This is a genomic window from Glycomyces mayteni (assembly GCF_042428885.1).
Taxonomy (GTDB): Bacteria; Actinomycetota; Actinomycetes; order Mycobacteriales; family Micromonosporaceae; genus Glycomyces; species Glycomyces mayteni.
Genome location: NZ_JBHMBP010000004.1, coordinates 885,515 through 908,401, shown reverse-complemented (window position 1 = coordinate 908,401; position 22,887 = coordinate 885,515). Strand labels below are relative to the sequence as shown.

At 73.1% G+C, this 22,887-nt stretch carries 20 protein-coding genes and 1 pseudogene; 11 read left to right on the top strand and 10 right to left on the bottom strand.

Translation table 11 applies throughout. The features are described from left to right. Nucleotides 1-181: 181 nt before the first annotated feature. Both ACFFXY_RS19500 and ACFFXY_RS19495 read left to right on the top strand, forming a co-directional pair. Nucleotides 182-556 (top strand): YciI family protein, encoded by a 375-nt coding sequence (locus ACFFXY_RS19500; RefSeq protein WP_382354364.1) that lies wholly within the window; start codon nucleotides 182-184, stop codon nucleotides 554-556. 37 nt (nucleotides 557-593) lie between these two features. Beyond that, nucleotides 594-1,061, top strand: coding sequence for a hypothetical protein (locus tag ACFFXY_RS19495; protein WP_382354361.1), 468 nt, complete (start codon nucleotides 594-596; stop codon nucleotides 1,059-1,061). Nucleotides 1,062-1,084: 23 nt separating this feature from the next. Here the strand turns inward: ACFFXY_RS19495 and ACFFXY_RS19490 are convergent, their stop codons facing one another. Together ACFFXY_RS19490 and ACFFXY_RS19485 are read right to left on the bottom strand one after the other, a co-directional pair. Next, entirely contained in the window at nucleotides 1,085-1,684 is a 600-nt protein-coding gene (locus ACFFXY_RS19490; protein WP_382354358.1) for a GNAT family N-acetyltransferase, read from the bottom strand. A 444-nt stretch (nucleotides 1,685-2,128) separates the two neighbouring features. Then, the gene (locus ACFFXY_RS19485) at nucleotides 2,129-3,385 is read right to left on the bottom strand and encodes an MFS transporter (protein WP_382354355.1); all 1,257 of its coding nucleotides are present in this window, start codon (nucleotides 3,383-3,385) and stop codon (nucleotides 2,129-2,131) included. A 163-nt stretch (nucleotides 3,386-3,548) separates the two neighbouring features. Between ACFFXY_RS19485 and ACFFXY_RS19480 the strand changes: the two genes are divergently transcribed. Continuing rightward, nucleotides 3,549-6,347 (top strand): AfsR/SARP family transcriptional regulator, encoded by a 2,799-nt coding sequence (locus ACFFXY_RS19480; RefSeq protein WP_382354352.1) that lies wholly within the window; start codon nucleotides 3,549-3,551, stop codon nucleotides 6,345-6,347. Here ACFFXY_RS19480 and ACFFXY_RS19475 read toward each other — a convergent pair. Next, nucleotides 6,344-6,940 carry a TetR/AcrR family transcriptional regulator C-terminal domain-containing protein gene (locus ACFFXY_RS19475; protein ID WP_382354349.1) on the bottom strand — a complete coding sequence of 199 codons (597 nt, stop codon included), beginning with the start codon at nucleotides 6,938-6,940 and terminating at the stop codon, nucleotides 6,344-6,346. The two genes, ACFFXY_RS19480 and ACFFXY_RS19475, sit on opposite strands and share 4 nt — an antisense overlap. 122 nt (nucleotides 6,941-7,062) lie before the next feature. Between ACFFXY_RS19475 and ACFFXY_RS19470 the strand changes: the two genes are divergently transcribed. From ACFFXY_RS19470 to ACFFXY_RS19460, 3 genes are all read left to right on the top strand, one after another. After that, nucleotides 7,063-7,263: a DUF7489 domain-containing protein gene (locus ACFFXY_RS19470; protein WP_382354346.1), complete on the top strand. Its 201-nt coding sequence runs from the start codon at nucleotides 7,063-7,065 to the stop codon at nucleotides 7,261-7,263. Continuing rightward, the gene (locus tag ACFFXY_RS19465) at nucleotides 7,260-8,273 is read left to right on the top strand and encodes an AF_0692 family protein (protein WP_382354343.1); all 1,014 of its coding nucleotides are present in this window, start codon (nucleotides 7,260-7,262) and stop codon (nucleotides 8,271-8,273) included. The genes ACFFXY_RS19470 and ACFFXY_RS19465 overlap by 4 nt, the downstream gene beginning before the upstream one ends. Nucleotides 8,274-8,401: 128 nt before the next feature. Next, nucleotides 8,402-10,735: an endo-1,4-beta-xylanase gene (locus ACFFXY_RS19460; RefSeq protein WP_382354340.1), complete on the top strand. Its 2,334-nt coding sequence runs from the start codon at nucleotides 8,402-8,404 to the stop codon at nucleotides 10,733-10,735. A gap of 37 nt (nucleotides 10,736-10,772) precedes the next feature. Here the strand turns inward: ACFFXY_RS19460 and ACFFXY_RS19455 are convergent, their stop codons facing one another. Further along, entirely contained in the window at nucleotides 10,773-11,195 is a 423-nt protein-coding gene (locus tag ACFFXY_RS19455; protein WP_382354337.1) for a DUF2000 family protein, read from the bottom strand. Nucleotides 11,196-11,244: 49 nt separating this feature from the next. Here ACFFXY_RS19455 and ACFFXY_RS19450 point away from each other — a divergent pair, with 49 nt between their 5' ends. Continuing rightward, a complete protein-coding gene (locus ACFFXY_RS19450) occupies nucleotides 11,245-12,159 on the top strand; it encodes an AraC family transcriptional regulator (RefSeq protein WP_382354334.1) in 915 nt (304 codons plus the stop codon). On the opposite strand, the gene ACFFXY_RS19445 is transcribed toward ACFFXY_RS19450, so the two are convergent. The 4 genes and pseudogenes from ACFFXY_RS19445 to ACFFXY_RS19430 form a co-directional block, all read right to left on the bottom strand. After that, nucleotides 12,082-12,687: a response regulator transcription factor gene (locus ACFFXY_RS19445; RefSeq protein WP_382354331.1), complete on the bottom strand. Its 606-nt coding sequence runs from the start codon at nucleotides 12,685-12,687 to the stop codon at nucleotides 12,082-12,084. The two genes, ACFFXY_RS19450 and ACFFXY_RS19445, sit on opposite strands and share 78 nt — an antisense overlap. After that, a complete protein-coding gene (locus tag ACFFXY_RS19440) occupies nucleotides 12,684-13,805 on the bottom strand; it encodes a sensor histidine kinase (RefSeq protein ID WP_382354328.1) in 1,122 nt (373 codons plus the stop codon). Before ACFFXY_RS19440 ends, ACFFXY_RS19445 begins: the two co-directional genes overlap by 4 nt. A gap of 29 nt (nucleotides 13,806-13,834) precedes the next feature. After that, complete coding sequence (locus tag ACFFXY_RS19435) at nucleotides 13,835-14,575, bottom strand: ABC transporter permease (RefSeq protein ID WP_382354325.1); 741 nt, start codon at nucleotides 14,573-14,575, stop codon at nucleotides 13,835-13,837. A gap of 10 nt (nucleotides 14,576-14,585) precedes the next feature. Beyond that, nucleotides 14,586-15,413, bottom strand: a pseudogene (locus tag ACFFXY_RS19430) (ABC transporter ATP-binding protein); the annotation flags it as partial. Between the two features lie 251 nt (nucleotides 15,414-15,664). Here ACFFXY_RS19430 and ACFFXY_RS19425 point away from each other — a divergent pair. Continuing rightward, a complete protein-coding gene (locus tag ACFFXY_RS19425) occupies nucleotides 15,665-17,095 on the top strand; it encodes a glycoside hydrolase family 43 protein (RefSeq protein WP_382354320.1) in 1,431 nt (476 codons plus the stop codon). 77 nt (nucleotides 17,096-17,172) lie between these two features. Continuing rightward, nucleotides 17,173-17,778 (top strand): glyoxalase, encoded by a 606-nt coding sequence (locus tag ACFFXY_RS19420; RefSeq protein ID WP_382354317.1) that lies wholly within the window; start codon nucleotides 17,173-17,175, stop codon nucleotides 17,776-17,778. Here ACFFXY_RS19420 and ACFFXY_RS19415 read toward each other — a convergent pair. Then, entirely contained in the window at nucleotides 17,775-18,362 is a 588-nt protein-coding gene (locus tag ACFFXY_RS19415; RefSeq protein WP_382354314.1) for an isochorismatase family protein, read from the bottom strand. The two genes, ACFFXY_RS19420 and ACFFXY_RS19415, sit on opposite strands and share 4 nt — an antisense overlap. A gap of 122 nt (nucleotides 18,363-18,484) precedes the next feature. Between ACFFXY_RS19415 and ACFFXY_RS19410 the strand changes: the two genes are divergently transcribed. Together ACFFXY_RS19410 and ACFFXY_RS19405 are read left to right on the top strand one after the other, a co-directional pair. Then, entirely contained in the window at nucleotides 18,485-19,465 is a 981-nt protein-coding gene (locus tag ACFFXY_RS19410) for a GlxA family transcriptional regulator (RefSeq protein WP_382354312.1), read from the top strand. 46 nt (nucleotides 19,466-19,511) lie between these two features. After that, on the top strand, nucleotides 19,512-19,844 hold the full coding sequence (locus tag ACFFXY_RS19405; protein WP_382354310.1) for a TfoX/Sxy family protein: 333 nt from the start codon (nucleotides 19,512-19,514) through the stop codon (nucleotides 19,842-19,844). A gap of 56 nt (nucleotides 19,845-19,900) precedes the next feature. Here ACFFXY_RS19405 and ACFFXY_RS19400 read toward each other — a convergent pair whose 3' ends face one another. Next, nucleotides 19,901-22,798, bottom strand: a complete 2,898-nt coding sequence (locus ACFFXY_RS19400) for a hypothetical protein (RefSeq protein ID WP_382354308.1) — start codon at nucleotides 22,796-22,798, stop codon at nucleotides 19,901-19,903. Nucleotides 22,799-22,887 lie beyond the last annotated feature (89 nt).

The window sequence follows — 22,887 nt, the reverse complement described above, 5'->3', positions numbered from 1 at the left end:
ATGATGTTCCCGGTGTTTTTTCGTGTGCGTCCGTAGGCACAGTGCCGTGATCGGCTGATCTGCGGTGAGGCCGAGGTGAGGCCGGGGCGAGAGCGGCCGGACCTTGACTGTCGGCATTCCATGGACACCCGAGTGGCGGGCGCGGTGTACTGCGTCCGTCAGACAGATTGAAGGAGACCACATGCCCCAGTACTTCCTCACGGTTCCGCACGAGTCCGCCGAAGAGCCGACGATGGAGTCGATGCAGGACATCGATCCCGCCGAGCTGCAAGCGATGATGGCCGCCGTCGAGAAGTTCAACGCCGACCTCGGGGAGGCCGGCGCCTTCGTCACCGCCGGTGGCCTCCAGCCGCCGTCGACCGCGGTGACCGTCGACGCCACGGGCGGGACTCCGCGACGCACGCCGGGCCCGTTCGTGGAGGCGGCCGAGTACGTCGGCGGATTCTGGATCATCCAGGCCCCCGACGAGGAGCGGGCGCTGATCTGGGCCGAGCAGGCGTCGGCCGCCCTGGGCTCGCGCATCGAGGTTCGAGCGCTTCAGGAGAACCCTGAGTAGTCGCCGAGATGACCGTCGAGACAACGAGAGTCGATTCATGAACCAGAGGTGGCCGTTCATTCTGGCCGCGGGTCTGCTCGCCGGGAGCGTCCTGCTCGCCGCGTGCGGCGGCGGAGGCGGCGACGGCACCGGCACCGCCTCCACAGGGGACGCCTCCGCAGTGTCTCCAGCAGTGCCGGACCCGACCACCGGCGGTGCGGACGCCGAGGCGGCCACACCGACCGAGCAGGTCATCGCGGACCTCCTCGACGAGGTCGAGGCCGGAGACGCCGCGGGTGCGATGACACTGGTCTGCGAGGGCAGCGAGGAGATGGTCCGCACCGCCGTCGACGACCTCGCCCGGGAGCGACCCGACCTCCTCGTGGAGGCGTTCGCACTTGATGAGTTCGGCGTCGTCACCGCCGACGTCACCGGGTCCGCCGGCGGCGAGCCGGTCGCCGTCACCGTCGGAGCGGCCGAGGTCAGCACCGGACCCTGCGTCGCCGCGCTGTTCGTCACCTGGTGAGGCCGAACCCGACGCGGCCGCGGTCAGCGGAGCATGGCGACGGGTGAGGTGCCCGGAATCCCGGAGACCGGCGCGAGTTCGCGGAACCCGAAGCGCGCGTAGAGGCGGCGGTTGTCGGGAGTGGAGGATTCGAGATAGGCCGGAAGCCCGGTCCGATCGACGGCGTCCAATCGGGACCGCAGCAGCGCCGAGCCCACGCCGAGTCCGCGAGCGGCGGGGCTGACACCGATGTCGGCGAGGTACCAGTGGGGTGCGGCGGGGCGGTGGTGCTGGAGGCGGTGCTCCATCACCATCGCGCGGGGGAGCCCGAGGAGGCCGAACGCGCGCATGAATCGGGGCAGTTGCCCCAGTTCGCGGCGCAGCGCCCCCTGGCGCGCCTCCGGGGCCTCCCAGGCCGCGACGCCGATGATGCGCTCGTCGTGTTCCCGCCGTGCGACGTCGACGACGCCGCACGCTCCCGGTCCGGATCGCAGGACCGCGGTGAACAAGTGCGCCAGGCGTTCTCGCCGGTCGGCGTCGGCCGGAACTATGCTGCGGGCCACGGGATCGTGCAGAAAGGCCTCGGCGAGGACCTCGGCGGCGGTTGCGAACTCGTCCGGCCGGGCGGTCGTGGTCACGATCATGGAGAGAAGTCCTTTCCTGGCATCGTCGTCGGTTCGGCGGCATGGCCTGGCGCCGGCATCGTCCGCCCCCTCGCCCCGCCGCCGTGCGCCGGAAGGCGCCGCTCTCGGACGGGTCCGCGGCCGGAGCACGGGACCGGCGGCCCGAATCCATAGTGGATTCGGGCCGCCGTCTGCCCCGTGCCCGCGAGGAGGAGCGTCGCGGACGCGGGTGCCCCGGTTGCGGAGCCGGCGCGCCGTACAAGGGCCGGCGTACCGGGGCGTCGGACGGCGTCGTCCCACGGACCGCCGTCAACAGGCGGCATTAGTAGTCGCGGCCTCGCATGGCGCACCTCCTTCGCTGCTCGACGGGCCCGCCCCGGGTCCGGGGCGGGAGCTTCGGTCTCGGCTCGCAACGCCGGGACGCGCCAGTCGTCCTCGCGCGACACGCCCGCTGCCCTCGTCGCGTCATGACCGCGCCGGTTCGGGCTCGGCGGGCTCCCGCCCGCGGGAATCGGGGTCGACCTGGCCGAGCCGGTGCCCGATGCCGACGACCAGCGCCCCGACCGACCCGACCGCGGCGCTCACCGCGATCGCGGTCGAAGGCGGCACGGCCTCGGCGAGCAGCCCGCCGAACATGACCCCGAGGCCCTGCGCGGTCTGGAGCCCCGCCGACGCGAACGCGATGGCGCGCGCCCGCATTCGGTCGGGCACGAGCTGCGTGAACGCGATCTGCGCGATGACCATGTAGGTGCCGAGGCACCCCGCGGCCGCCCACAGCGCGACCGTGACCGGCACGTTCGGAGTGAGCGCGGTCGCCATGAGCGGCAGGCCCGTCGCCGCAGCGAGCGGCACGAGCAGCCGTCGCCGCCAAAGGGCCCCGGTCTTGGCGATGGCGACCGCGCCCACGGTCATGCCGATCACGTCGCCGGCCATGAGGAAGCCGACGGCTTCGTCGCCAGCGCCGATCTCGGCCGCATAGGGGACGGCGAGCGCTTCGGGGACCACGAAGCATCCGAATATCCACATGAGGGAGGCGAGCCCGAGGAGCGTCCGGTCGTGCAGGACGTGCCGGACGCCGGCCAGCGCGAAGCCCCCCGGGCGGGCCCTGTCCCCGTCCTCCCCGTCGGGTTCGGGCCGGTGGGGGCCGATGCCCCAGCGCAGGAGGGCCGCCGAGAGCGCGAACGTGGCGGCGTTGGCCGCGAGCACGAGGTGCGGGTTCCCGGTGGCGGCCACCAGGAGTCCGCCGACGGTGAACCCGGCGATCTGCGCGAGGCCGTCGGTGGCGGTGATGACGCTCATCCCGACCGCGAAGCGGCCGTCGGGCAGCACCTGCGGCAGGGTCGCGTTGCGGGCGGCCGAGAACAGCGGCTGCGGGCAGGTCGCCAGCGTCACCAGGACCATCAACGCCGCCAACGGCATCTGGGGCACGGCCATGAGTCCGATGAGGACGGCCCGGAGCAGGTCGACGGCGACCATGACCGACCGCCGCGAGTACCGGTCGGCGAGTCCCGCGAGCAGCGGTGCGGTGAGCAGCGGCGGCAGGAACGTGAGCGCGTACACCAGCGCGGTCATCGCAGCGGAGGACGTGCGGTCGAACACCAGCAGCGCCAGCGCCACGCGGGCGAGCTGGTCGCCGATGCGCGACTGCGCCTGCGCGAGCCACAGCACGCGGAACTCGCCGCTCGCGAAGACCTCGCGGAACCCCGCCTCGCCTGAACCCATGCGCTCCCCGAGTCGCCCGCCGGGGCGCGCCTCGCCCCGGTCCCGTCGCCGTCCGGCCCAATGGGAGCCCGCGTGCGCCTCAATCGGCTCCCATCGCGGCGTCATGCCTGTTCACGACCGGGTCCGCGAAGCGCCGGAGACGGCTTTAGGCTTGGTAGGCATCATGGACGAAACCGAAGGCGACCTCACGATCGGCCTGCTCGGCCCGCTCACGGTCCGACGGGACGGATCGCCCGTCGAGGTGACGGCCGGCCGTCTCCGGTGCCTGCTCGCGATCCTCGCGCTCACCCCGGGACGCACCGTCCCCTACCACCGCCTCGGCGAGGCGATCTGGGAGGACGAGGCGCCCGGCCACCTCCGGCGCACGCTCCAGACCTACGCGGGGCGGCTGCGCGACCTCCTCGGCGCCGACCGCATCGGCGGCGGCCCGCACGGGCTCGTCCTCCACGCGTGCGACGAGGACGTCGACGCGGCCCGGTTCGAGCGCCTGGCCCGCGGCGCCGGAGACCGCGCCCAGCTGGCGGCGGCGCTGGCGCTGTGGCGCGGCGAGGCGTTCGAGGACGTCGACTGCCACTGGCTCGCCGCGACCGCCGCACCCCGCCTCGACGCGATGCGGCTGGAGACCGTCGAACGGCGCATCGACCTCGACCTCGCCGAAGGCCGCCACGATGAGCTGATCCCCGAAATGGAGCACCTGGTCGCGGCCCATCCGCTGCGCGAGACCCTGTGGACCCGGCTGCTGATCGCCCTGGACCGCAGCGGACGCGGCGCCGAAGCCCTCGACCGGTACGAAGGCGTCAGGGCCGCGCTCGGCGACGCGCTCGGCGCCGACCCCGGCCCGGAGCTGCGGCGGCTCCACGCCGACCTGCTCGCCGGGCGGCCGCTGTCGGCGGGCCCGTCCCGGCCCCCGCCCGCGGCCGTGCCCCGGCAACTGCCGGCCGCGCCCGCGGTCTTCATCGGCCGCGAGGACGCGCTGGACCGGCTGCGGGGCTCGGACCGCCCCGTCCGGGTCCTCACCGGCGCCGGCGGCGTCGGCAAGTCCACGACCGCGATCCACTGGGCCCACCGGATCTCGGGGGAGTACCCCGACGGGCAGCTCCACGCCGAGCTCCACGGATTCAGCCCGCACGCCGCCCCGGCGGCCCCGGGCGAGGTGCTCGGCCGGTTCCTGCGGTCGCTCGGCGTGCCGCCCCGCGAGATCCCCGAGGACACCGAGGCCCGCACCGGCCTCTTCCGCACCGTCACCGCCGATCTGCGGCTCCTCGTCGTCCTCGACAACGCCCGCGACGCCGCCCAGGTGCGCCCGCTCATCCCCGGCGCGGGCAGTGCCCTGACCCTCATCACCAGCCGCAATCCGTTGACCGGGCTGCTGGTCGAGCACCGCGCCGCGTCGATCGCCCTGGAGACGCTGAACCCCGGCGAGTCGCACCGGCTGCTCGCCGCACGTCTCAGCGCCGCCGCGCTCGACCGCGAACCCGAAGCGGCCCAAGCGATCATCGACGCCTGCGCGGGCCTTCCCCTGGCCCTCGCGGTCGCCTCCGCCCGCGCCGAGACCGGGCCCGCCCGGCCCCTCGCCGACCTCGCCCGCCACCTTCTGGGGAGCGGCCGCCTCGACGCGCTCGACACCGGTGAACCCGCCACCGGGGTCCGCGCCGTCCTCTCCTGGTCCTACCGTTCGGTCGGCCGCGACGCCGCCCGCCTGTTCCGCCTGCTCACCCTCGCCCCCGAATCGGACGCGAGCGTCGAGGCCGCCGCGAGCCTCGCCGGCCGCCCCGCCGCCGAGACCGCCCGCCTCCTCGACGAGCTCGCCACCGCCAGACTCGCGTCCGAGCACGAGCCGGGACGGTACGGCGCGCACGACCTGCTGCGCGCCTACGCCGTCGAGCAGGCCGAGCAGACCGACCCGCCCAAGCGGCGCGACGCCGCGCTCCGCAGGCTCGTCCTGCACTACGCGCACACCGCGCACGCCGCGACGCTGCTCCTCGTCCCCGGCCGCCCTCCCATCGACCTGCCCGAGCGCGGGCCCGGCGTCACCGTCCCCGACCTGAAGACCTCCGCGGAGGCGCAGACCTGGTTCGACGCCGAGACGACCGCGCTCCTGGCCTTGGTGCGCGAGTGCGACGAGCGCGGCTGGGACGACCTGGTCTGGCCCCTGGCGTGGACGGTGACCGAGACGCTGCACCGCCGCAACCGCTGGCGCACCTGGATGGAGATCGAGCGGATCGCCCTCGCCGCGGCCGAGCGCGCCGGGAACCGGCACTGGCAGGCGACCTCGCACCGCAAGCTCGGCCGCGTCCACGGCAACCTCCGCGAGTTCGACGCCGCCCGGGCCCGGTTCTCGCGGGCGCAGGAGGTCTTCGCGGAAGAGGGCGACGCCCAGGGCGAGGCCTCGGTCCTGAAGAACCGCGGGTACATCGACTACCTCCAGGGCCGCCATCGGGATGCGGCCGCGTGCAACGTCGCCGCCCTCGAACGCTATGAGCGGCTTGGGGACCGGAACGGGCAGGCCGACTCGCTCAACAACATCGGGTGGAGCCTCGCCCAGGTCGGCGAGTACGACACCGCCGAGCGCCACTGCCGCGACGCACTGGGGATCTACCGCGAACTCGGCAACGGCGACGGCCTCGCCGTCTGCTGGGACAGCCTCGGCTTCGTCCACGCCGCCCGCGGGGAGCACTCGGCCGCCGAGGACTGCTACGAGCGCGCCCTGGACTTCTACGAGAGTCCTGAAGGGAACCGGTACCGGGCCGCCGACACGCTCGTGCGCATGGCGGAGAACTGCACGGCCTCCGGCGATGCCGACTCTGCGCGCGTCCACTACGGGCGGGCGCTGGAGATCCTCGACCGCCTCGGCCACCAGGACGCAGCGGAGGTCCGCGCGGCCTTGGACGCGCTTCCCTTACGGGGAGACGGGCCCGGCGAGTGTCGCGGTCGTCGGGACGCGTCCATGTGCGCGTCCTAGCGGGGTTCGAGCCCCCGGATCAGGGCCTCCAGGCCCGTGTCGAATTCGCGGTCGGGGGTGAGGGTGGCGAGGGTGGCGGTTATGGCGTGGAGGCGGGTGGATTCGGGGGTGGGGGGCGGTGGGGTGGCGGGGGCGGATTGTTCTTCGAGGACGCAGCCGATGACGTAGCGGCTGACGGCGATGGAGGCCAGGATGGCGTCGGCGGGGCCGACGCCTTGGGCGGCGAAGCAGTCGATGCGGGCGAGGGTGGCGGCGGGTTCGGGGGCGCGGGGGCCGGTGGCGGCGATGAGGCGGGCGCCGTCGCGGACGGCGAGGAGGGCGGTGCGGAGGCTGCGGGCGTTGCGGGCGAGGAAGTCGCGCCAGGTCTCGCCGTCGCGGGGGACCCGCTCGGTGTGGCGGCGGTCGAGGACCTCCGCCGCCGCGGCGTCCAGGAGCGCGGCCTTGCTGGGGAAGTGGTGGTAGAGCGCGGGCTGGCGCACGCCGAGGTGCTTGGCGATGGCGTGCAGTGAGAGGGCGTCGAGGCCCCGTTCGTCGAGGACGGCGAGCGTCGCGGCGACGATCGCCGACCGTTCCAGTTGTCGTGGGTGCGGCACCCTGACCTCGTCTCCGGTGTGGTGGGGCGGGCCCGCGCCCGCCGATGCTTATCGATGATAACCTCACTCTCGTTCATGTTTATCAGTGATAAGCTTCGAGTGGAGCGAACGAAGGGGGAGCCATGTCCGAGGAGGCTTGGGAAGGCGTCGTGGAGAAGAAGCAGCGCGCGGCCTTCGACGGCGCGAACATGTACCGGCGGGTGGTGGTCCGGCTCGACGACGGCACCGCCTCGAAGGTCCGGGTCTCGCGCGAGCTGTGGAACGACCTCGACGTCGGCGACCGCCTCGTCAAGGAAGCGGGCGCCGACCCGCGCCGCGCATGACCGCTGACGCCCCGACGAAGCGGTACTGCCGCAGGGCCGCCTGGACCCTCGTCGCGATCACCCCGCTCATCGCCGAGCTCGCGCTCGGCTCCACCCCGATCCGCATGGCCTGGCTGGTCCTGCTGTGGATCCCGATCTACGGCGCGGGCGTGCTGCTCATCCGCGAGCTGGCGGTCCGCCGCGGCCGCGGCTGGCCCACGATCCTGCTCCTCGCCGTCTGCTACGAACTCCTCGAAGACGGCATCGGCTTGCAGGCGTTGACGAGTCCGCGCCTGTACGACGCCGCCGACTGGGGCGCCCGCCTCCTCGGGTTCAACGTGCCGTACTGGTTCGCCAACACCGGCTACCACGCGGTCTTCACCGTCGCGATCCCGATCGCCTTGACGGGACTGCTGTTTCCCTCCCACCGGGACCGCCCCTACATGGGCCGCTTCGGGTTGACGACGACGGCGATCGTCATGGCCCTCGGCGTGCTCGTCCTGCGCGTCTCCGTCCCGCCCTCGGAGGACCCCGGCTACCAGGCGCCTCCGGCGTTCGTGATCGGCTGCCTCGCCGTCGTGCTCGTCGTCGGCGTCCTCGCGCTGACCGCCGTGCCCGCGCCGAACCGCCCGGTCACCGCCGCCCGCGTCCCCGGCCTCCGGCCCCTCGCGCTCGCCTCCGGGCTCGCCACCCTCGTGTTCTTCGCCCTGACGTTCCCCGTGTTCGGGGCCCGGCAGCCCGCGTTCACGGAGGGCCTGTGGGTCCTCGCGCCACTCGCCGCCGCGGCGATCGGCATCGCCTGGGGCTACCGGACCCTGCTGCGCTGGACCGACTCGCGCGAGTGGACCGACCGGCACACGCTCGCGCTCATCGGCGGCGCGCTCGTCGCGCACAGCGCCGGAGGCATGGTCATCATGGCGCACAACGCGGTCGACCGCTCCGGCCTGGCCGCGATCATCGCCCTCACGCTCCTGGCGGTGTACCTGATCGACCGCCGCCTGCGCGCCCGGGAGGCCCTCGCCGCCGCCTGAGCGGGCCCGGAGATTGACAGGGATCGAAGTCGCCCATATCATGGCGGCACCCTCACCTGAAAGTTTCACGGAATCACTGAAACTTTCGGAGCCTTCGTATCCCTCCTCCGCGATGGAGCCTGCAACACATGAGTCACCACACCCGCGAACGGCGCCGACGGCTGCCCGCGCTCGCGGCGGGAGCCCTGCTCCTGCCCGTCGCCGCCCTCGCGTTCGCCCCTCCCGCCGCCGCCCAGGACGGTGTCGTCTACTCCTCGGACTTCGAGGACGGCACCGTCGGCGACTGGGCCCCGCGCGGCCCCGTCACCCTCGCCGTCGAGGACGGCGCGCTCCTCACCACCGGGCGCAGCGCCGACTGGCACGGCCCGTCGGTGGACCTGACCGGCGTCATCGCCCCCGGCGGCGTCTACGAGATCGCCGTGTCCGTGCGCTTCGCCGACGGCTCCGAGGGCGAGGCCCTCACCGCGACCGTGCAGCGCGAGACCGCCGACGGCACCTCCTACGACAGCGTCGTCTACCAGGCCCCCGCGGGGGGCGACTGGACCGAGCTCAGCGGCGAGTACACGATCTCCTCGCCCGCCACGGCGCTCACGTTCTACGTCGAGTCCCCCACAGTGGACGCCTCCTACTGGATCGACGACTTCACCGTCACCGAGCTGGAGCCGCCCGGCATCGAGCCCGACATCCCGAACCTCAAGGACGTCGTCGCCGACGACTTCCGCATCGGCGCCGCGATCGACGCCCGCGACACCACCGGCGACTCCGGGCAGCTCTTGAGCAAGCACTTCAACCAGATCACCGCCGAGAACCACATGAAGCCCGACGCGATCCAGCCGACCGAGGGCGAGTTCACCTTCAGCGCCGCCGACGAGCTCGTCGACTACGCCGAGGCGAACGGCATGGAGATCTACGGCCACACCTTCCTGTGGCACACCACCCAGGTCCCCGAGTGGTGGTTCGAGTACCCCGAAGGCCACCCCAACGCCGGTGAACCCCTTGGCAACTCCGACGAGGACCGGCAGATCATGCTGGAGCGCCTCGAAGCCCACATCGGCGCGCTCGCCGAGCACTACGGCGACCGCATCCAGGCCTGGGACGTCGTCAACGAGGTCATCAGCGACAACAACGCCGAGGTCTACCGCCACAGCCGCTGGTACGAGATCTTCGACGGCCCCGAGTACGTCTACGAGGCGTTCCGCATCGCCCGCGAGCAGTTCGACGCCGTGGGCGCCACCGACGTCAAGCTCTTCATCAACGACTACGGCACCGAGAACCCCGGCAAGCGCGACAACCTGTACAACCTGGTCGCCGACATGCTCGACGCCGGCGTCCCGGTCGACGGCGTCGGCCACCAGACCCACATCAACCTGAACACCTCCATCGCGCAGATCGAGGACAGCCTCCTCAAGTTCGCCGACCTCGGCGTGCTGCAAGCGGTCACCGAACTCGACGTGGCGATCGGCGCCCCCGGCGAGGGCGAGGAGTTCCCGCAGATGGAGGCCCGCCTCATCGAGCAGGGCCACTACTTCCGCGACCTGTTCGCCATGTACCGCGAGCACGGCGACCTCCTGGAGTCCGTGACCGTCTGGGGCCTCCACGACGGCCGCTCCTGGCTCCGCTCCGAGACCCGGCCGCTGGAGAGCCCGTTGCTGTTCACCGATGCGCTGCAATCGAAGTGGGCGTACTGGGGGATCGTCGACCCGAGCGTGCTGCCCGACATCCCCGACGAGGAGGAGCCCGAGTACGCGCGCGTCCAGGTGCCCCTCGCCGACGCCGCGCCCGCGATCGACGGCGAGCGCGACACCGTCTGGGACGACGCCTCCACGGTCGCGACCGACGTCGTCATCGAAGGCGCCGAGGACGGCGCGACGGCCGACGTCTCGCTCCTGTGGGACGAGGCGGGCCTCTACGCGCTCTTCGAGGTCGCCGACCCGTCCCTGGACGAGGGCAGCGCCAACCCCTGGGAGCAGGACTCCGTCGAGGTCTTCCTCAACCCCGGCAACACCCGCGAGGGCGGGTACGGCCCCGCCGACGGCCAGTACCGCGTCAGCTTCACCAACGCGGTCTCGGTGGGCGGCAACGGACCCGACGCCGGGGAGATCACCAGCGCCGCCGCCGTGACCGACACCGGGTACGTCGTGGAGATCGCGATCGCGATGGCACCCGAGCAGGCCGCGATCGGCACCGAGCACGGCCTGGAGCTCCAGGTCAACGACGGCACCGACGGGGCCCGCACGGCCGTGCGCACCTGGTACGACTCGACCGGGCTGTCGTGGAACACCAACGCCAACTGGGGGATCGCCGAGTTCGTGGAGGACGTCGAGGCTCCCGGCGAAGGCGGCGGGAAGCTCCCGACGACCGGCGTCGCGCTGACGGCGGCGCTCGCGGGCGCCGCGGTCCTGGGCGTCCTCGGGTTCGTGCTGGTCCGGCGCCGCCGGGCCGCCGCGGACTGGGGCGCGTAGCAGGAGGTCCCGGGCGGGTCGGCCCGCCCGGGACCGCTCACGGGTGCATGCGGGCGCCCTTGACGACCCGGTCGACCGCGTTCTTCGGGCCGTAGACCCCAAGGCCCGCCAGGTCGAGCTTGTCGGCCGCGCGGACCGCGGCGCGGTTGTCCCCGTCGTTGCCGGTGGCGAACAGCTCCGCGGTGAACAGCGACATGCGCAGGCCTCGGGCGAGCGCCTTCGCGTGCGAGGCGGCGAGCTGCTCGGCCGTCGCCTCCAGGACCATCACCGGCTGGCGGAACATCGGCAGGTACGCGTTCCCCGCGGCGTCCTCGTAGGGCTCCCCGACCACCTCGGGCTCGGCCGTGCCGAGGCCGCTGACCAGGAACGCCGTGACGTTGAGGCGCTGCCAGACGGCGAGGTCGCCCCGGAGCAGGACGGCGATCTTGGTGTCGAACCGGACAGGTGCTGCTTGATCCATGCCGCAACGGTACGAACGGCCGCGGCCCGGAGTCTTGTACGTTTGCAGCATGGTGGTCGCAGCCGAGGTCAGGGCGTGGCGCCCGGCCGTGGGCGGGGTCGCGGAGGCGTTCCACGCCCGCTTCACCGACCACGCCTACCCGATGCACGTCCACGACACGTGGACGCTGCTCCTCATCGACGAGGGCGCGGTCCGCTACGACCTCGACCGGCACGAGCACGGCGCGCTCCAGAGCATGGTGACGCTGCTGCCGCCGCAGGTCCCGCACGACGGCCAGTCGGCCACGCCGCACGGGTTCCGCAAGCGGGTGCTCTACCTCGACGGGACCCTCCTGGACGACGCGCTCATCGGCCGCGCCGTGGACGGCCCGGAGATCGCCGATCCGCAACTGCGCCAAGCGGTCCACGGGGTCCACGAGTCCTTGCGGCCCGGTGACGAGCTGGAGGCCGAGAGCCGCGTGGCGCTCGTGGCCGACCGGCTCCGCCGCCACCTGCTCGGCCGCGAGCCCGTCGCGGCGCCGGTGCGGGACCGGCGCCTCGCCCGCGGCCTGCGCGACCTCCTCGACCGCCGCATCGCCTCCGGCGTGACCCTCCGCGAGGCCGCGGGGGAGCTGCACGCCCATCCGGTACACCTGTTGCGGGCCTTCAGCACCGAGTTCGGGATCGCGCCGCACCGGTACCTCGTGACGCGCCGCGTCGACCGCGCCCGGCGGCTCCTCCTCGACGGGATGCCCGCGTCGATGGTCGCCGCGGCCACCGGCTTCTACGACCAGCCGCACCTGACGCGGCACTTCAAGCGGGTCGTGGGGACGACCCCGGCGCGCTTCGCGGGCTCGAACGGTGCGCCATCGGACTTCTCATCAGACGGCCGCAGGTTCGAGCCCTCGTTAGAGCCACCCGCGCTCGTCCGCGAGCCGCGCCGCCTCCGCGCGGTTCCTCGCCCCGAGTTTGCCGATCGCCGTTGACAAGTGGTTCCGCACGGTCCCCTCGGTGAGGTGGAGCGAGGCGGCCATGTCGGCGACGGTGCCGCCGTCGAGGGCCAGGCGCAGGGCCTCTCGCTCGCGGGCGGTCAGCGGGCCCTTCCCGGTCGCCAGGGACTCGGCGGCGAGCGCCGGATCGACCACGCGCAGTCCGCTGTGGACTCTGCGGACGGCCTCCACGAGCTGCTCCGGCGGGGCGTCCTTGACGACGAAGCCGACCGCGCCCGCGGTCATCGCGCGAGCCAGGTACCCGGGTCGGCCGAACGTGGTGCAGATGATGATCCGGCACCCGGGCCGGGCCCGGTGCAGCTCGGCGGCGACGGTCAGGCCGTCTTTGCCGGGCATCTGCACGTCGAGGAGCGCCACGTCGGGCGCGGTGCGCGCGGCCGCGTCGAGGGCCTCGTCCCCGGAGCCGACCTGCGCGACCACCTCGATGTCCGGCTCCAGGCCGAGCACCGTCGCGAGCGCGCCGCGCACCATCGCCTGGTCGTCGGCGAGCAGCACCTTGATCATCGGACCTCCGCCTTCACGGTGAAACCGCCGTCCGGGTCCGGTCCGGCGTCGAGCACGCCGCCGACGGCGGCGAGCCTCTCTGCGAGGCCGCGCAGGCCCGTCCCCGGGGCGCCGCCGCTGCCGCCGCGCCCGTCGTCGGCGACGCGGATCCAGTCGCGGCCCAGCGTCACCGTCACGCGGGACGCGTCCGAGTGGCGGATCGCGTTCGTGACCGCCTCGCGGACCACGTACCCGAACACGGCCTGGTGCGCGGGGTCGACGTCGTCCACGGCGCGCGGCAGTTCCGCGTCGATGTCGGCCGCCCGCAGCGCAGCGCGGGCCCCGGCCAGCTCGCCCGCGAGGGACACCTCCCGGTACTCTGAGACCGTAGCGCGCACGTCCGACAGCGCGGACCTCGACAGCGACTCGACGTCGCGGATCTCCTCGATCGCGCGCGCCTCGCCCTGCCCGGTCTCCAGCAGCCGCCGGGCCGCCCCGGCCTTGACGGCGATCGTGGTCAGGCTGTGCCCGAGGATGTCGTGCAGGTCCCGCGCGAGCCGTTCGCGCTCGGCGCCGACGGCGAGCGCCGCGATCTGCTCGTTGGCGGCCCGCAGGCTCCGCACGGTCCTGATGAGCCGCACCACGAAGAACAGCGTGGTCGTGATCCCGAACATCGCCCACAGGTCGCTGTAGGCGAACCCGCCGCCCACGTCCGCGCCCGCGGCCTCGATGACTCCAAGCGCGAGGACCGTGCCGCCGTCGAGGACGAGCATCCAGCCCAGCGGCAGGCCCATCGCGATCGGGATGATCGCGTACAGCAGGCCGTACACGCCCCCGGTGTCGAGCACGGCGAACAGCGTCCACCCGAGCCCCAGGATCACCGCGCCGAACCCGACCCGCGAGGCCATGCCGCGCATGGACACCGCCCACGGGAACACCGCGTAGCAGGCCGCGTAGAGCAGGACCACCGCGATGACGGCCCAGTCCGCTTCCCTGGCGGCGTTCGCGACCACCGGGATCACGAACGGCGCCAGGAACACCACGGCCAGCAGCAGCCACCGGTGGTTGCCGCGTCCGGCGAACGGGCCGGTGGAGTCGCCGCTCCACCAGCCCTCGCCGGTCCCGTTCCCCTGTCGCACGGGCCCTCGCCTCTCCACGTCTTCCCCGGTCAGGCCCGGGCCGAGTCCTTACGGTACCGCCAGACCACGAGGGCGCCCAGGACGATCGCCCAGGCCGCGAGCACCGCGGCCGACAGGCCCAGGCTCCGCGTCAGGTCGGTGGTGACCGCGCCGCGTCCGATCTGGGTGAGCCAGTAGCTCGGCAGGAACGGCGAGACGGTGCGCAGCCAGTCGGGCATGGCGTCCACGGGAATCCACAGGCCCCCGAGGAAGCCCATCGCCAGCGAGACGCCCATGTTCACCGGCTGGAGCGTGTCCGGGGTGACCAGTTGGCCGATGAGCAGGCCCAGCAGCACGAACGGGATCGCGCCGATCCAGATGCCGAGGATGACGCGGGTCCATTCGCCGCCGCCGAGGCGCACGCCTTCGGCGAGGACCGCGAGGACCGGGATGGCGACGACCACCGGCAGGGCCAGCAGCATCCCCGTGAGGCCCTTGCCGAACATGTAGCCGCGGCCCGACAGCGGGGTGAGGCGCAGCTGCCGCTGCCAGCCCGCGGCCCGCTCGACGGCGAGGCGGGCGCCGTTGTTCATGGCCGCGAACACGGCCCCGAACGCGATCATGTTCACCATGACCACCGCGACCGCCGAGGACTTCTCCGCCCCGGAGCCGGTGACGAACACGTTGGCCTGCAACAGGAACAGCAGGACCGGGAAGAAGAACGCGAAGATCAGGAAGCGCGGGTTGCGGAGCATCCGCACGATCTCCAGGCGCGTGTAGGTCGGGTTCATCGCAGGCTCCTCAGGCGTTGACGAGGGAAAGGAAGGCGGATTCGAGTCCGGCGGCGGCGATCTCGATGTCGTGTGCGCCGGGGTGGGCGGCCAGGAGCGCCCGGAGGGTGGCGTCGGAGTCGGCGGTGGCGATCTGGGCGCGGCCCTCGCGCAGCTCGCACGCGGTGACCGCGGGCAGCGCCAGGAGCGCGGCGGCGTCGGCGCCGGGGACGGCGGCGCGGATGGTGCGCCCGCCCGCGACGGCCCTGACCTCGGCGACCGTGCCGTCCGCGGCGATGCGGCCGCCGTTCATGAGGACCACGCGGTCGGCGTACTCCTCGGCCTCTTCGAGGTAGTGGGTGGCGAACAGGACGGTGCGCCCGCCCGCGGTGTCCTCGTACATGGCCTTCCAGAAGTCGCGGCGGGTGGCCGGGTCCATGGCGGCGGTCGGTTCGTCGAGGACGAGGAGCGCGGGGTCGGAGACGAGGGCGACGGCGAAGCGCACGCGCTGGGCCTGGCCGCCGGAGAGGCGATTGGCGCGGCGGGCGGCGAGGTCCTCGCATCCGGCGCGGCGCAGGGCCTGCTCGACGGGGATCGGCTTGCGGTGCAGGGAGGCGACGAGGCGGACGGTCTCGGCGACGGTGAGGTCGGCCAGGAGCGTGCCGTTCTGGAGCATCGCCCCGATGGCCCCGTCGCGCACGGCCTCGGCGGGGGAGCGGCCGAAGACCCGGACGCTCCCGGCGTCGGGGGCGGTGAGGCCCAGGATCATGTCGATGGCGGTGGACTTCCCGGCGCCGTTGGGGCCCAGGAGGGCCACGACCTCGCCGGGGCGGATGTCGAGGTCGATCCCGTCGACGGCGGCGACCTCGCCGTAGTGCTTCCGCAGGCCGCCGAGGGCGACCGCTGGGGGACTGCTCGTGTTGCTCATGGGTAGAGCTTCGCCCCGGAAGGGCTCCCGCGCCTCGACCGCGCGTCACGATCTGCCCCTGACGAATGTCATGGACGGGGTCCTCCGAGAGTCAACTAAATAGATGATGTTGACTGTCTCAATGTGTTGATGTTAGCCTTCACATCACTTGTTCCGGCTGCCTAACCCCACTTGGAGTGGCCATGTCAGCATCCCGTCCCGCGCGGCTCAGCCGCCGCGGACTGTTCACCGCGGCCGCCGCGCTGCCGCTCGCCGCCGCGCTCCCCGGCACCGCCGCGGCCCAGACCGCCTACACCGGCTACCTCATGGTCCACTTCATCGGCGAGGGCGCCGGCGGCGAGCAGATCTACTTCGCCGCCAGCGACAACGGCCTCAACTGGACCGACCTCAACCGGAGCCAGATCGTGCTCCGCAGCCCGATCGGCACCCAGGGCGTGCGCGACCCCGTGCTCATCCGCAACCAGGCCGGGAACCGGTACTGGATCGTCGCCACCGACCTGCGCATCGGCTCGGGCACCTCCTGGGACGACGCCGCCAACCGCGGCAGCCGCAACCTCGTCGTGTGGGAGTCCGCCGACCTGGTCACCTGGTCCCTCCCGTGGCTCCTCGGCGTCGCGAACTCCATCGGGGACGCCGGGAACGCCTGGGCCCCCGAGGCGATCTGGGACGCCGCCGCCGGGAACTACCTGCTCTACTGGGCCACCAACTCGACCCTCAACGGGATCAAGAAGCACCGCATCTGGAGCGCCCGCACCACCGACTTCCGCACCATCACCACCCCGCAGGTGTACATCAACCTCGCGGGCTCCGAAGGGCTCATCGACACCCAGATCGTCGAGGTCCCCGCCTCCACCGGCGGCTACCGCTACTGCCGCGCCTCCAAGACCTCGCAGATCGTCATCGAGGGCGCGAACTCCCTGACCGGCGCCTGGACGCGCCTGGGCGACCTCGCGAACCTCACCGGCGGCGGCGTCGAGGGCCCCATGTGGGCCAAGTTCAACGACCGCACCGAATGGGCGCTGTGGCTCGACCAGTACGCCACCGGCCGCGGCTACATGCCGGTCCTCACCACCAACCCCGCGGCCGTCTCGGGGTACCGCACGACCTCGGGGTACAGCCTCGGCGCGAACCTGAAGCGCCACGGCTTCGTCCTCAACGTCACCGCCGCCGAGAAGTCCCGGGTCCTGGGCCGCTTCCAGTCGCCGGTGTTCAACCGGCTCCAGTCCTACAACTTCCAGGACCGGTACGTGCGCCACTCGAACTTCGACGTGCGCATCGACGCCGGGGTCAGCCCCGCCGCCGACTCCCAGTTCCGCCTGGTCCCGGGCCTGGCGTCCTCCGGCGCCGTCTCGTTCGAGTCGGTGAACTTCCCCGGATACTTCCTGCGGCACGTGAACTACGACTTCGTGCTCGCCCCGCGCGAGGCGACGTCCCAGTTCAGCGCCGACGCCACGTTCAACAGGGTCGCGGGCCTCGCCGACTCGTCGTGGAGCTCCTTCACCTCCTACAACTACCCGACCCGGTACATCAGGCACTACGACTACCTGCTGCGGCTCGACCCGGTCGCGACCGCCACAGAACGGTCGGACGCGACGTTCCGCGTCACCACCTGAGCCCCTCGCGGGGCGGGCCCCGAAAGCGATCACGAATCGAGAAGCGCGGGGGCCCGCCCCGGAAATAGCCTTTGAGCATGACCTACATCGAAGAGATCACCATCGAGGCCGCCGACCCGAAGGCCGCCGAGGACTTCTACACGACCGCCTTCGGGCCCGACCTGCCGCTGCGGTTCCGCGCCTCCGACGCGCCCACCTCCGGGTTCCGGGGCTTCACGATCGACCTGATCGCCGCCCAGCCCGCGAACGTGGACCTGCTGTTCCAGGCCGCGATCGACGCCGGCGCCACGGTGGTCAAGGCCGCCGAGAAGTCCTTCTGGGGCTACGGCGGGGTGCTGCGCGCGCCCGACGGCACGGTCCTGAAGTTCGCGTCCTCCTCGAAGAAGGACACCGCGCCCGCGGAGAAGAAGTACACCGACGTGGTGCTGCTGCTGGGCACCACCGACATGAAGGCGTCCAAGAGCTTCTACGTGGACCGGGGCCTCGTCGTGGAGAAGAGCTACGGCGGCAAGTACACCGAGTTCGCCTCCGAGGGCGGCGTCAAGTTCGCGCTCTACCCGCGCAAGGCGTTCAAGAAGACCGCGTTCGTCGACCCCGAGGGCTCGGGCTCGCACCGCATCGCCATCGGCGGCACCGGCGGGGCGTTCACCGACCCCGACGGCTTCGCGTGGGAGCAGGCCTAACCGAGGTCGCCGGCGGTCACGACGACGACCCCGTACAGGTCCGCGACCGTGGCGAGCGCCGCGGTGTGCAGCTCCTTCGCGGTCGCGTCCCCGGCGGCGGTGCCCAGCGGCCGGGTCGCGCACGCGTCGGCGACGACGGTGGGCCGGTTCCCGCGCAGGAACGCGCCCTGCGCGGTGAACGCCACGCACATGTGCGTCATGAACCCGGCGACGACCAGGTCCGTATTCCCCGCGGCGTCCACGAGGCCGCCCAGGTCGGTGCCGAGAAATGAGTCCGGGGCGGTCTTCACCACGACCGCCTCGCCCGCGATCGGCGCGACCGCGGGGTGGATCTGCCCGATCTCGGCACTGTAGTCGTACGGCCCGGGGCCGCCGTCGTTCGCGACGTGGACGACGCGGGTCCCGGCCCGGCGGGCCCGGTCGAGGAGGTCCGCGGCGGCGTCGAGCGCGGCCTCCCAGCCCTCCAGCTCCATGACGCCGCGGGTGTACGTGTTCTGGTAGTCGATCAGCACCAGCGTCGACTCCGCCAGCTTCGCCGGGGTCCGGTCCAGGCCGATGACCTCGCGCAACGTGATGGCGCCCATGGGTTCCTCCTTGAGTTCCGGCCGCCTCGTGGCGGCCCGGCACCCACGCTACGACCGCCCGGGCGTGTCTGCAATGTCGTGCGACTTGCAGATACGGACACGCCCTGGTTAGGGTGGGTCCCGTGAACCAGCGCCTCGTCGTCATCGTGCTCTTCGACGGCGTCGACCTCCTCGACGTCACCGGCCCGCCCGAGGTGTTCGCCCTGCTCAAGCGCGAACTCGGCGCGGACGCCGAGTACCGGGTGCTCCTGGCGGCCGAGACCGACGCGCCCGTCGCCACGTTCGCGGGCGTGCGCGTCCTCCCCGACACGACGTTCGACGCCCTCACCGGGCCGATCGACACGCTCATCGTGCCCGGCCGCGTCGAGCCCGGCCCCGACGGGCGCCTGCGCGCCGCCGCCGACCCCGAGGTCGTCGCCCGTGTCAAGGACCTCGCCGCCCGCACCGCCCGCGTCGCCTCGGTGTGCGTCGGCGCCCACATCCTCGCCGAGGCCGGGCTCCTCGACGGCCGCCGCGCCACCACCCACTGGTCCACCGCGTCCCAGCTCGCCGCCGAGCACCCCGCCGTCGCGGTGGACGCCGACCCGATCTTCATCCGCGACGGGCACGTGTGGACCGGCGCGGGCATCACCGCCTGCCTCGACCTCACGCTCGCGCTGGTCGCCGAGGACCACGGGGAGGCCGCGGCGCTGCGCGTGGCCCGCCAGCTCGTCATGTACCTCAAGCGGCCCAGCGGCCAGAGCCAGTTCAGCGTCCCCCTCGAACCGGTCTCCACGACCCGCCGGGTCGAGGACCTGCGCCACCACATCGCCGGGCACCTCGCCGACCCGCTGGCCATCGGCGACCTCGCCCGCCTCGCGCACCTCTCGGAACGCCAGCTCACGCGCGTGTTCAAGGCCGAGCTGGGCCGCACGCCCGCCGCGTACGTGGAGGCCGCGCGCGTCGAGGCCGCCCGGCACCGCCTCGAAGGCGGCGACGACACCCTCGACCGCATCGCGACCGCTTGCGGCTTCAACACGATCGACACGCTCATCCGGGCGTTCCGCCGCCAGCTCGGCACCACCCCCACCGAGTACCGCAACCGCTTCCGCACTGCCCCCTGACCTGGAACGGCGGTGTTCTGTCGGACCCCGGTGGCACCATGGCCCGATGGCTTACGACGAGGGGCTGGCCGAGCGCATCCGCGACGTTATCGACAACCGGCCGTACGTGTTCGAGCGGAAGATGTTCGGCGGGCTCGGATGGATGGTCCACGGCAACATGGCCGCGGCCGTCCTCGGCCAGGGCGGCGCGATGGTCCGCGTCCCCAAGGACGACTACGAGGACCTGCTCGCCGAGGACGGCGCCGAGCCCATGGTCATGGGCGGTCGCACCGTCACCGGCTGGATCAAGCTCGGCGACGACATCTGCGCGTCCGACGTGGACCTGCGCGCCTGGATCGACCGGGGCATCGCCTTCGCAGAGACGCTCCCGCGCAAATGACAGGGGCGGCGCGGGCGGTCCGGGTCCGGCCCGGCTCCGGATCGCCCGCGCCGCCGCTACTCCTCGCCTGCCTCGCCGTCCTCTTCCTCGAAGCGCTCCTTGACGTTCGCGAGGTGCCCGGTCAGCGAGTTCGCGGGACCCTCGTGCTCGTCGCTGAGGCGCGCGAGGACGCGGTCCACCACGGCCTGCGCGGCGGCGAGGTCGCCCAGGTCCTCGTGGGCGGCGATCATGTTGTGCGCGGCCTGCACAGCGACCTCGACGAGGTACTCCCCGTCCTCGGCCACGGCGAGCACCGTGGTCCCGACGTCGAGAGTCCGCGCGGCCCACCGCTCGTCGGTCTCCTCTACCTCGTTGCCGCGCATGCGGGCCTCCTGGAGCAGCGTCTTCGCGTACTCCTGGCGGCACGAGTCCCGGTACCGCTCATGGTGCCCGGCGTCGCGCCAGTCGGCTTCGAGCTCGGCCGCGAGCGCCACCATCTCGGACAGGGTCGCCTCCAGGTCCGCGTCGTCGGTGCGCAGGCGCGCCCACAGGGCCGCCCGGATCGGGTTGGCGGCGGCCGAGAGCGAGCCGAGCTCGCGCCACGCTGCCGCGGACCGCCCGTAGGCGTCCACTGCGGACTTCGCTTCGCCGGTGCGTTCGAGCAGCTCCCCTGCGAGGTGCGCCGACTGGGCGTAGAACACGGGGCTGGGGTGCGCGAGCCCCCCGTCCATGAGGCGCAGGGCCTCCAGGATGTGCGTGAGCCCGGCCTGGGCGTCGACGGTGCGCTGGCTGCTCTCGGCGAGGAGGCGCCGGGCGTCCAGCAGGCGCCAGTGCTCGTCCTCGTGCATCTCCGGCAGGTCCGCAAGGGCCGCTTCGAGGATGACCACGGCCTCCTCGCCGCGCTCCTGCATCGCGAGGGCCTTGCCGAGGAGGTGCCTGGCCACGCCCGCGCAGCCGGTCTCGCCCGCGCGGTCGTACCAGTGGGCGGCCTGCACGGCGTAGTGCTCGGCGGTGCGCGCGTCGCCGAGGTTGATCGCGCACTCGGTGGCGGTGAGGTTGAGCGCGGCCACGGGGAACGGCGGGTCGTCGTGCTTGACGGCGGCGAGGCCGGTCTCGGCGACCGCGAACGCCTCGTCGAGGCGCCCGGCCTGGTTGAGCATGGCGCTGTACTGGAACGCGCCGATGAACGTCTCGAAGCGGAACCCGTTGGCGCAGGCAAGCTCGAACGCCCGGCGCAGCGACTCGATGCGGCCCTCGGGCTCGGTCTCGAACTCGGGGAGCATCCGGGCGAGCTGGGCGCGCGAGAGGAGCGCGCGCCGGTCCGGGGCCAGCGACGCGAGGTCGGTGTCCGCCTCTTCGAACGCGGCGGCGAGGTCCGGTCCGGGCCGCTCGCCGAGCATGAGCCCGGCCTGGAGCAGCGCCATGAGGACCTGGCTGCGCGCGCGGGAGGCGTCGACGTAGGAGGCGCCGGCGGGATCGGCGTCGGCGATGGCGGCCGCCTCGGCGAGGAACCCGGGGGCGGCCTCGCGGAACGCGGCGGGTTCGGACCGGAGCGCCCAGCCCGCTTTCGCGATGCGGCACAGGAGCGCCCGGCCGGGCATCCCGGCCTCGGCGAACAGGGCCGCCGCGAGTGCGGCGAGGTCCTGGGCCGCTTCGAGGGCCCCGTCGGGGTCGGCCTTCGCGAGGAGCACCTCGGCCTCGTCGGCCGCTTCGAGCTGCGCGCCTTGGGCTTCGGCGATCCGGGCGACGGCGAGCCACCGGTCCTGGCGGTCCTCCTCGGCGTCGGCGACGGCCCGCCTGGCCCGCACGAGGGCGTCCTCAAGGGACGACTCTTCGGCGGCCTCGGGGGCGACGGCCGGGACGACCTGCGGGAGCGCCTTGAGGCCCAGCGGCACGTGCGGGTACGGCTCGGCCGGCTCCACACGGGCCTGGGACCGGTCGGAGTGGACGGTGGAGCCGTTGCGCCGGTCGTAGCGGGCGCACATCGCGCGCCGCTCGGCGTCGGCCCACGCGTGCAGGTCGTCGGCGGTCCAGTCGCGGTCCTCGGGCCCGGCCAGCGGCGTGTCGCCCATCCCGCGGGCGCGCAGGGCCCCGGCGAGGCACTGGACGCCTTCGAGCCACTGGAGGCGCACGGACGGCTCCAGCGGCAGCGCGAAGGCGCGGCGGTCGGCCGCGAGGATCTCGACGCCGCGGGCCTCGTTGCCGGTGAGCGCGCAGAACCGCAGGTGCCGGGCGATGAACCCGAGCATGTCGTCCTTGTCGCGGCTGATGCGGTACCCGTGGTGGTGGTTGGCGCGGGCGGCGTCGAGGCGGCCGAGGCGCGCGAGCGGCAGCAGCGAGTCGGCGAGCGTGTTGTGCGGCTCGTGGGCGCAGTGCAGGCCGCCTTCCAGGAGCGGCGCCCAGGCGGCCACGGCGCCCTCGTCGTCCCCGGCGCACGCGGCCATGTCGCCGATGTCGTTGACGCGGCACGCTTCGCAGTCGCTCATGTCGTCGGGCTCGGTGGCGTCGACGAGCGCGGCGGCGCGGGCGGCCCGCTCGTCGTCGCCGAGGTGGTAGGCCACCCAGTGCTCGGCCTCGTAGTACGGGTGCAGCGAGTGCCCGGCCTCGGCGTAGCGGGTGCGGAACTGCACGAGGGCGTCCTCCACGGACGCCAGCGGCACGTCGGGGTGGTCGCGCAGCTTGTACACGATCCACTTGAACTGCCAGTACACCGAGCGCAGCAGCGAGGCGTCGAAGTGCTCGGGCTCGGTGTCGAGGTTGTGGAGGAGGCGCGCGTAGGGGACGAGGAGCCGCGTCGAGTCGGTCGAGTACTCGTAGCAGTCGACCAGGGCCGCGAGGACGGCGTTCAGCAGCGGCCGGTCCCCGTCGGCCTCGACGGCCGCCAGGTGCTCCTCCAGGGCGGCGAGGCGGGCCTCGCCCCGGAGCTGCCATCGGATCTCGTTGAGGCGCTTGCGCAGTGCGTCAGTGTCGGTCATGGGGCTTCCGTCATGTCGAGAATCGTCGGTGCCAGCAGTCTGCCAGTGTGCGCCCCGTGACCCACCCGTGGCCTCGGCCCTCGCCCGTC

Excerpts from the sequence above, each read along its gene's own strand:
- ACFFXY_RS19465 (WP_382354343.1), top strand. The coding sequence starts at position 7,260 with ATGACCGCTGACGCCCCGACGAAGCGGTACTGCCGCAGGGCCGCCTGG.
- ACFFXY_RS19470 (WP_382354346.1), top strand. The coding sequence starts at position 7,063 with ATGTCCGAGGAGGCTTGGGAAGGCGTCGTGGAGAAGAAGCAGCGCGCG.
- ACFFXY_RS19495 (WP_382354361.1), top strand. The coding sequence starts at position 594 with ATGAACCAGAGGTGGCCGTTCATTCTGGCCGCGGGTCTGCTCGCCGGG.
- ACFFXY_RS19485 (WP_382354355.1), bottom strand. The coding sequence starts at position 3,385 with ATGGGTTCAGGCGAGGCGGGGTTCCGCGAGGTCTTCGCGAGCGGCGAG.
- ACFFXY_RS19435 (WP_382354325.1), bottom strand. The coding sequence starts at position 14,575 with ATGAACCCGACCTACACGCGCCTGGAGATCGTGCGGATGCTCCGCAAC.
- ACFFXY_RS19460 (WP_382354340.1), top strand. The coding sequence starts at position 8,402 with ATGAGTCACCACACCCGCGAACGGCGCCGACGGCTGCCCGCGCTCGCG.
- ACFFXY_RS19415 (WP_382354314.1), bottom strand. The coding sequence starts at position 18,362 with ATGGGCGCCATCACGTTGCGCGAGGTCATCGGCCTGGACCGGACCCCG.
- ACFFXY_RS19490 (WP_382354358.1), bottom strand. The coding sequence starts at position 1,684 with ATGATCGTGACCACGACCGCCCGGCCGGACGAGTTCGCAACCGCCGCC.
- ACFFXY_RS19500 (WP_382354364.1), top strand. The coding sequence starts at position 182 with ATGCCCCAGTACTTCCTCACGGTTCCGCACGAGTCCGCCGAAGAGCCG.
- ACFFXY_RS19420 (WP_382354317.1), top strand. The coding sequence starts at position 17,173 with ATGACCTACATCGAAGAGATCACCATCGAGGCCGCCGACCCGAAGGCC.
- ACFFXY_RS19455 (WP_382354337.1), bottom strand. The coding sequence starts at position 11,195 with ATGGATCAAGCAGCACCTGTCCGGTTCGACACCAAGATCGCCGTCCTG.
- ACFFXY_RS19425 (WP_382354320.1), top strand. The coding sequence starts at position 15,665 with ATGTCAGCATCCCGTCCCGCGCGGCTCAGCCGCCGCGGACTGTTCACC.
- ACFFXY_RS19450 (WP_382354334.1), top strand. The coding sequence starts at position 11,245 with ATGGTGGTCGCAGCCGAGGTCAGGGCGTGGCGCCCGGCCGTGGGCGGG.
- ACFFXY_RS19480 (WP_382354352.1), top strand. The coding sequence starts at position 3,549 with ATGGACGAAACCGAAGGCGACCTCACGATCGGCCTGCTCGGCCCGCTC.
- ACFFXY_RS19445 (WP_382354331.1), bottom strand. The coding sequence starts at position 12,687 with ATGATCAAGGTGCTGCTCGCCGACGACCAGGCGATGGTGCGCGGCGCG.
- ACFFXY_RS19400 (WP_382354308.1), bottom strand. The coding sequence starts at position 22,798 with ATGACCGACACTGACGCACTGCGCAAGCGCCTCAACGAGATCCGATGG.
- ACFFXY_RS19405 (WP_382354310.1), top strand. The coding sequence starts at position 19,512 with ATGGCTTACGACGAGGGGCTGGCCGAGCGCATCCGCGACGTTATCGAC.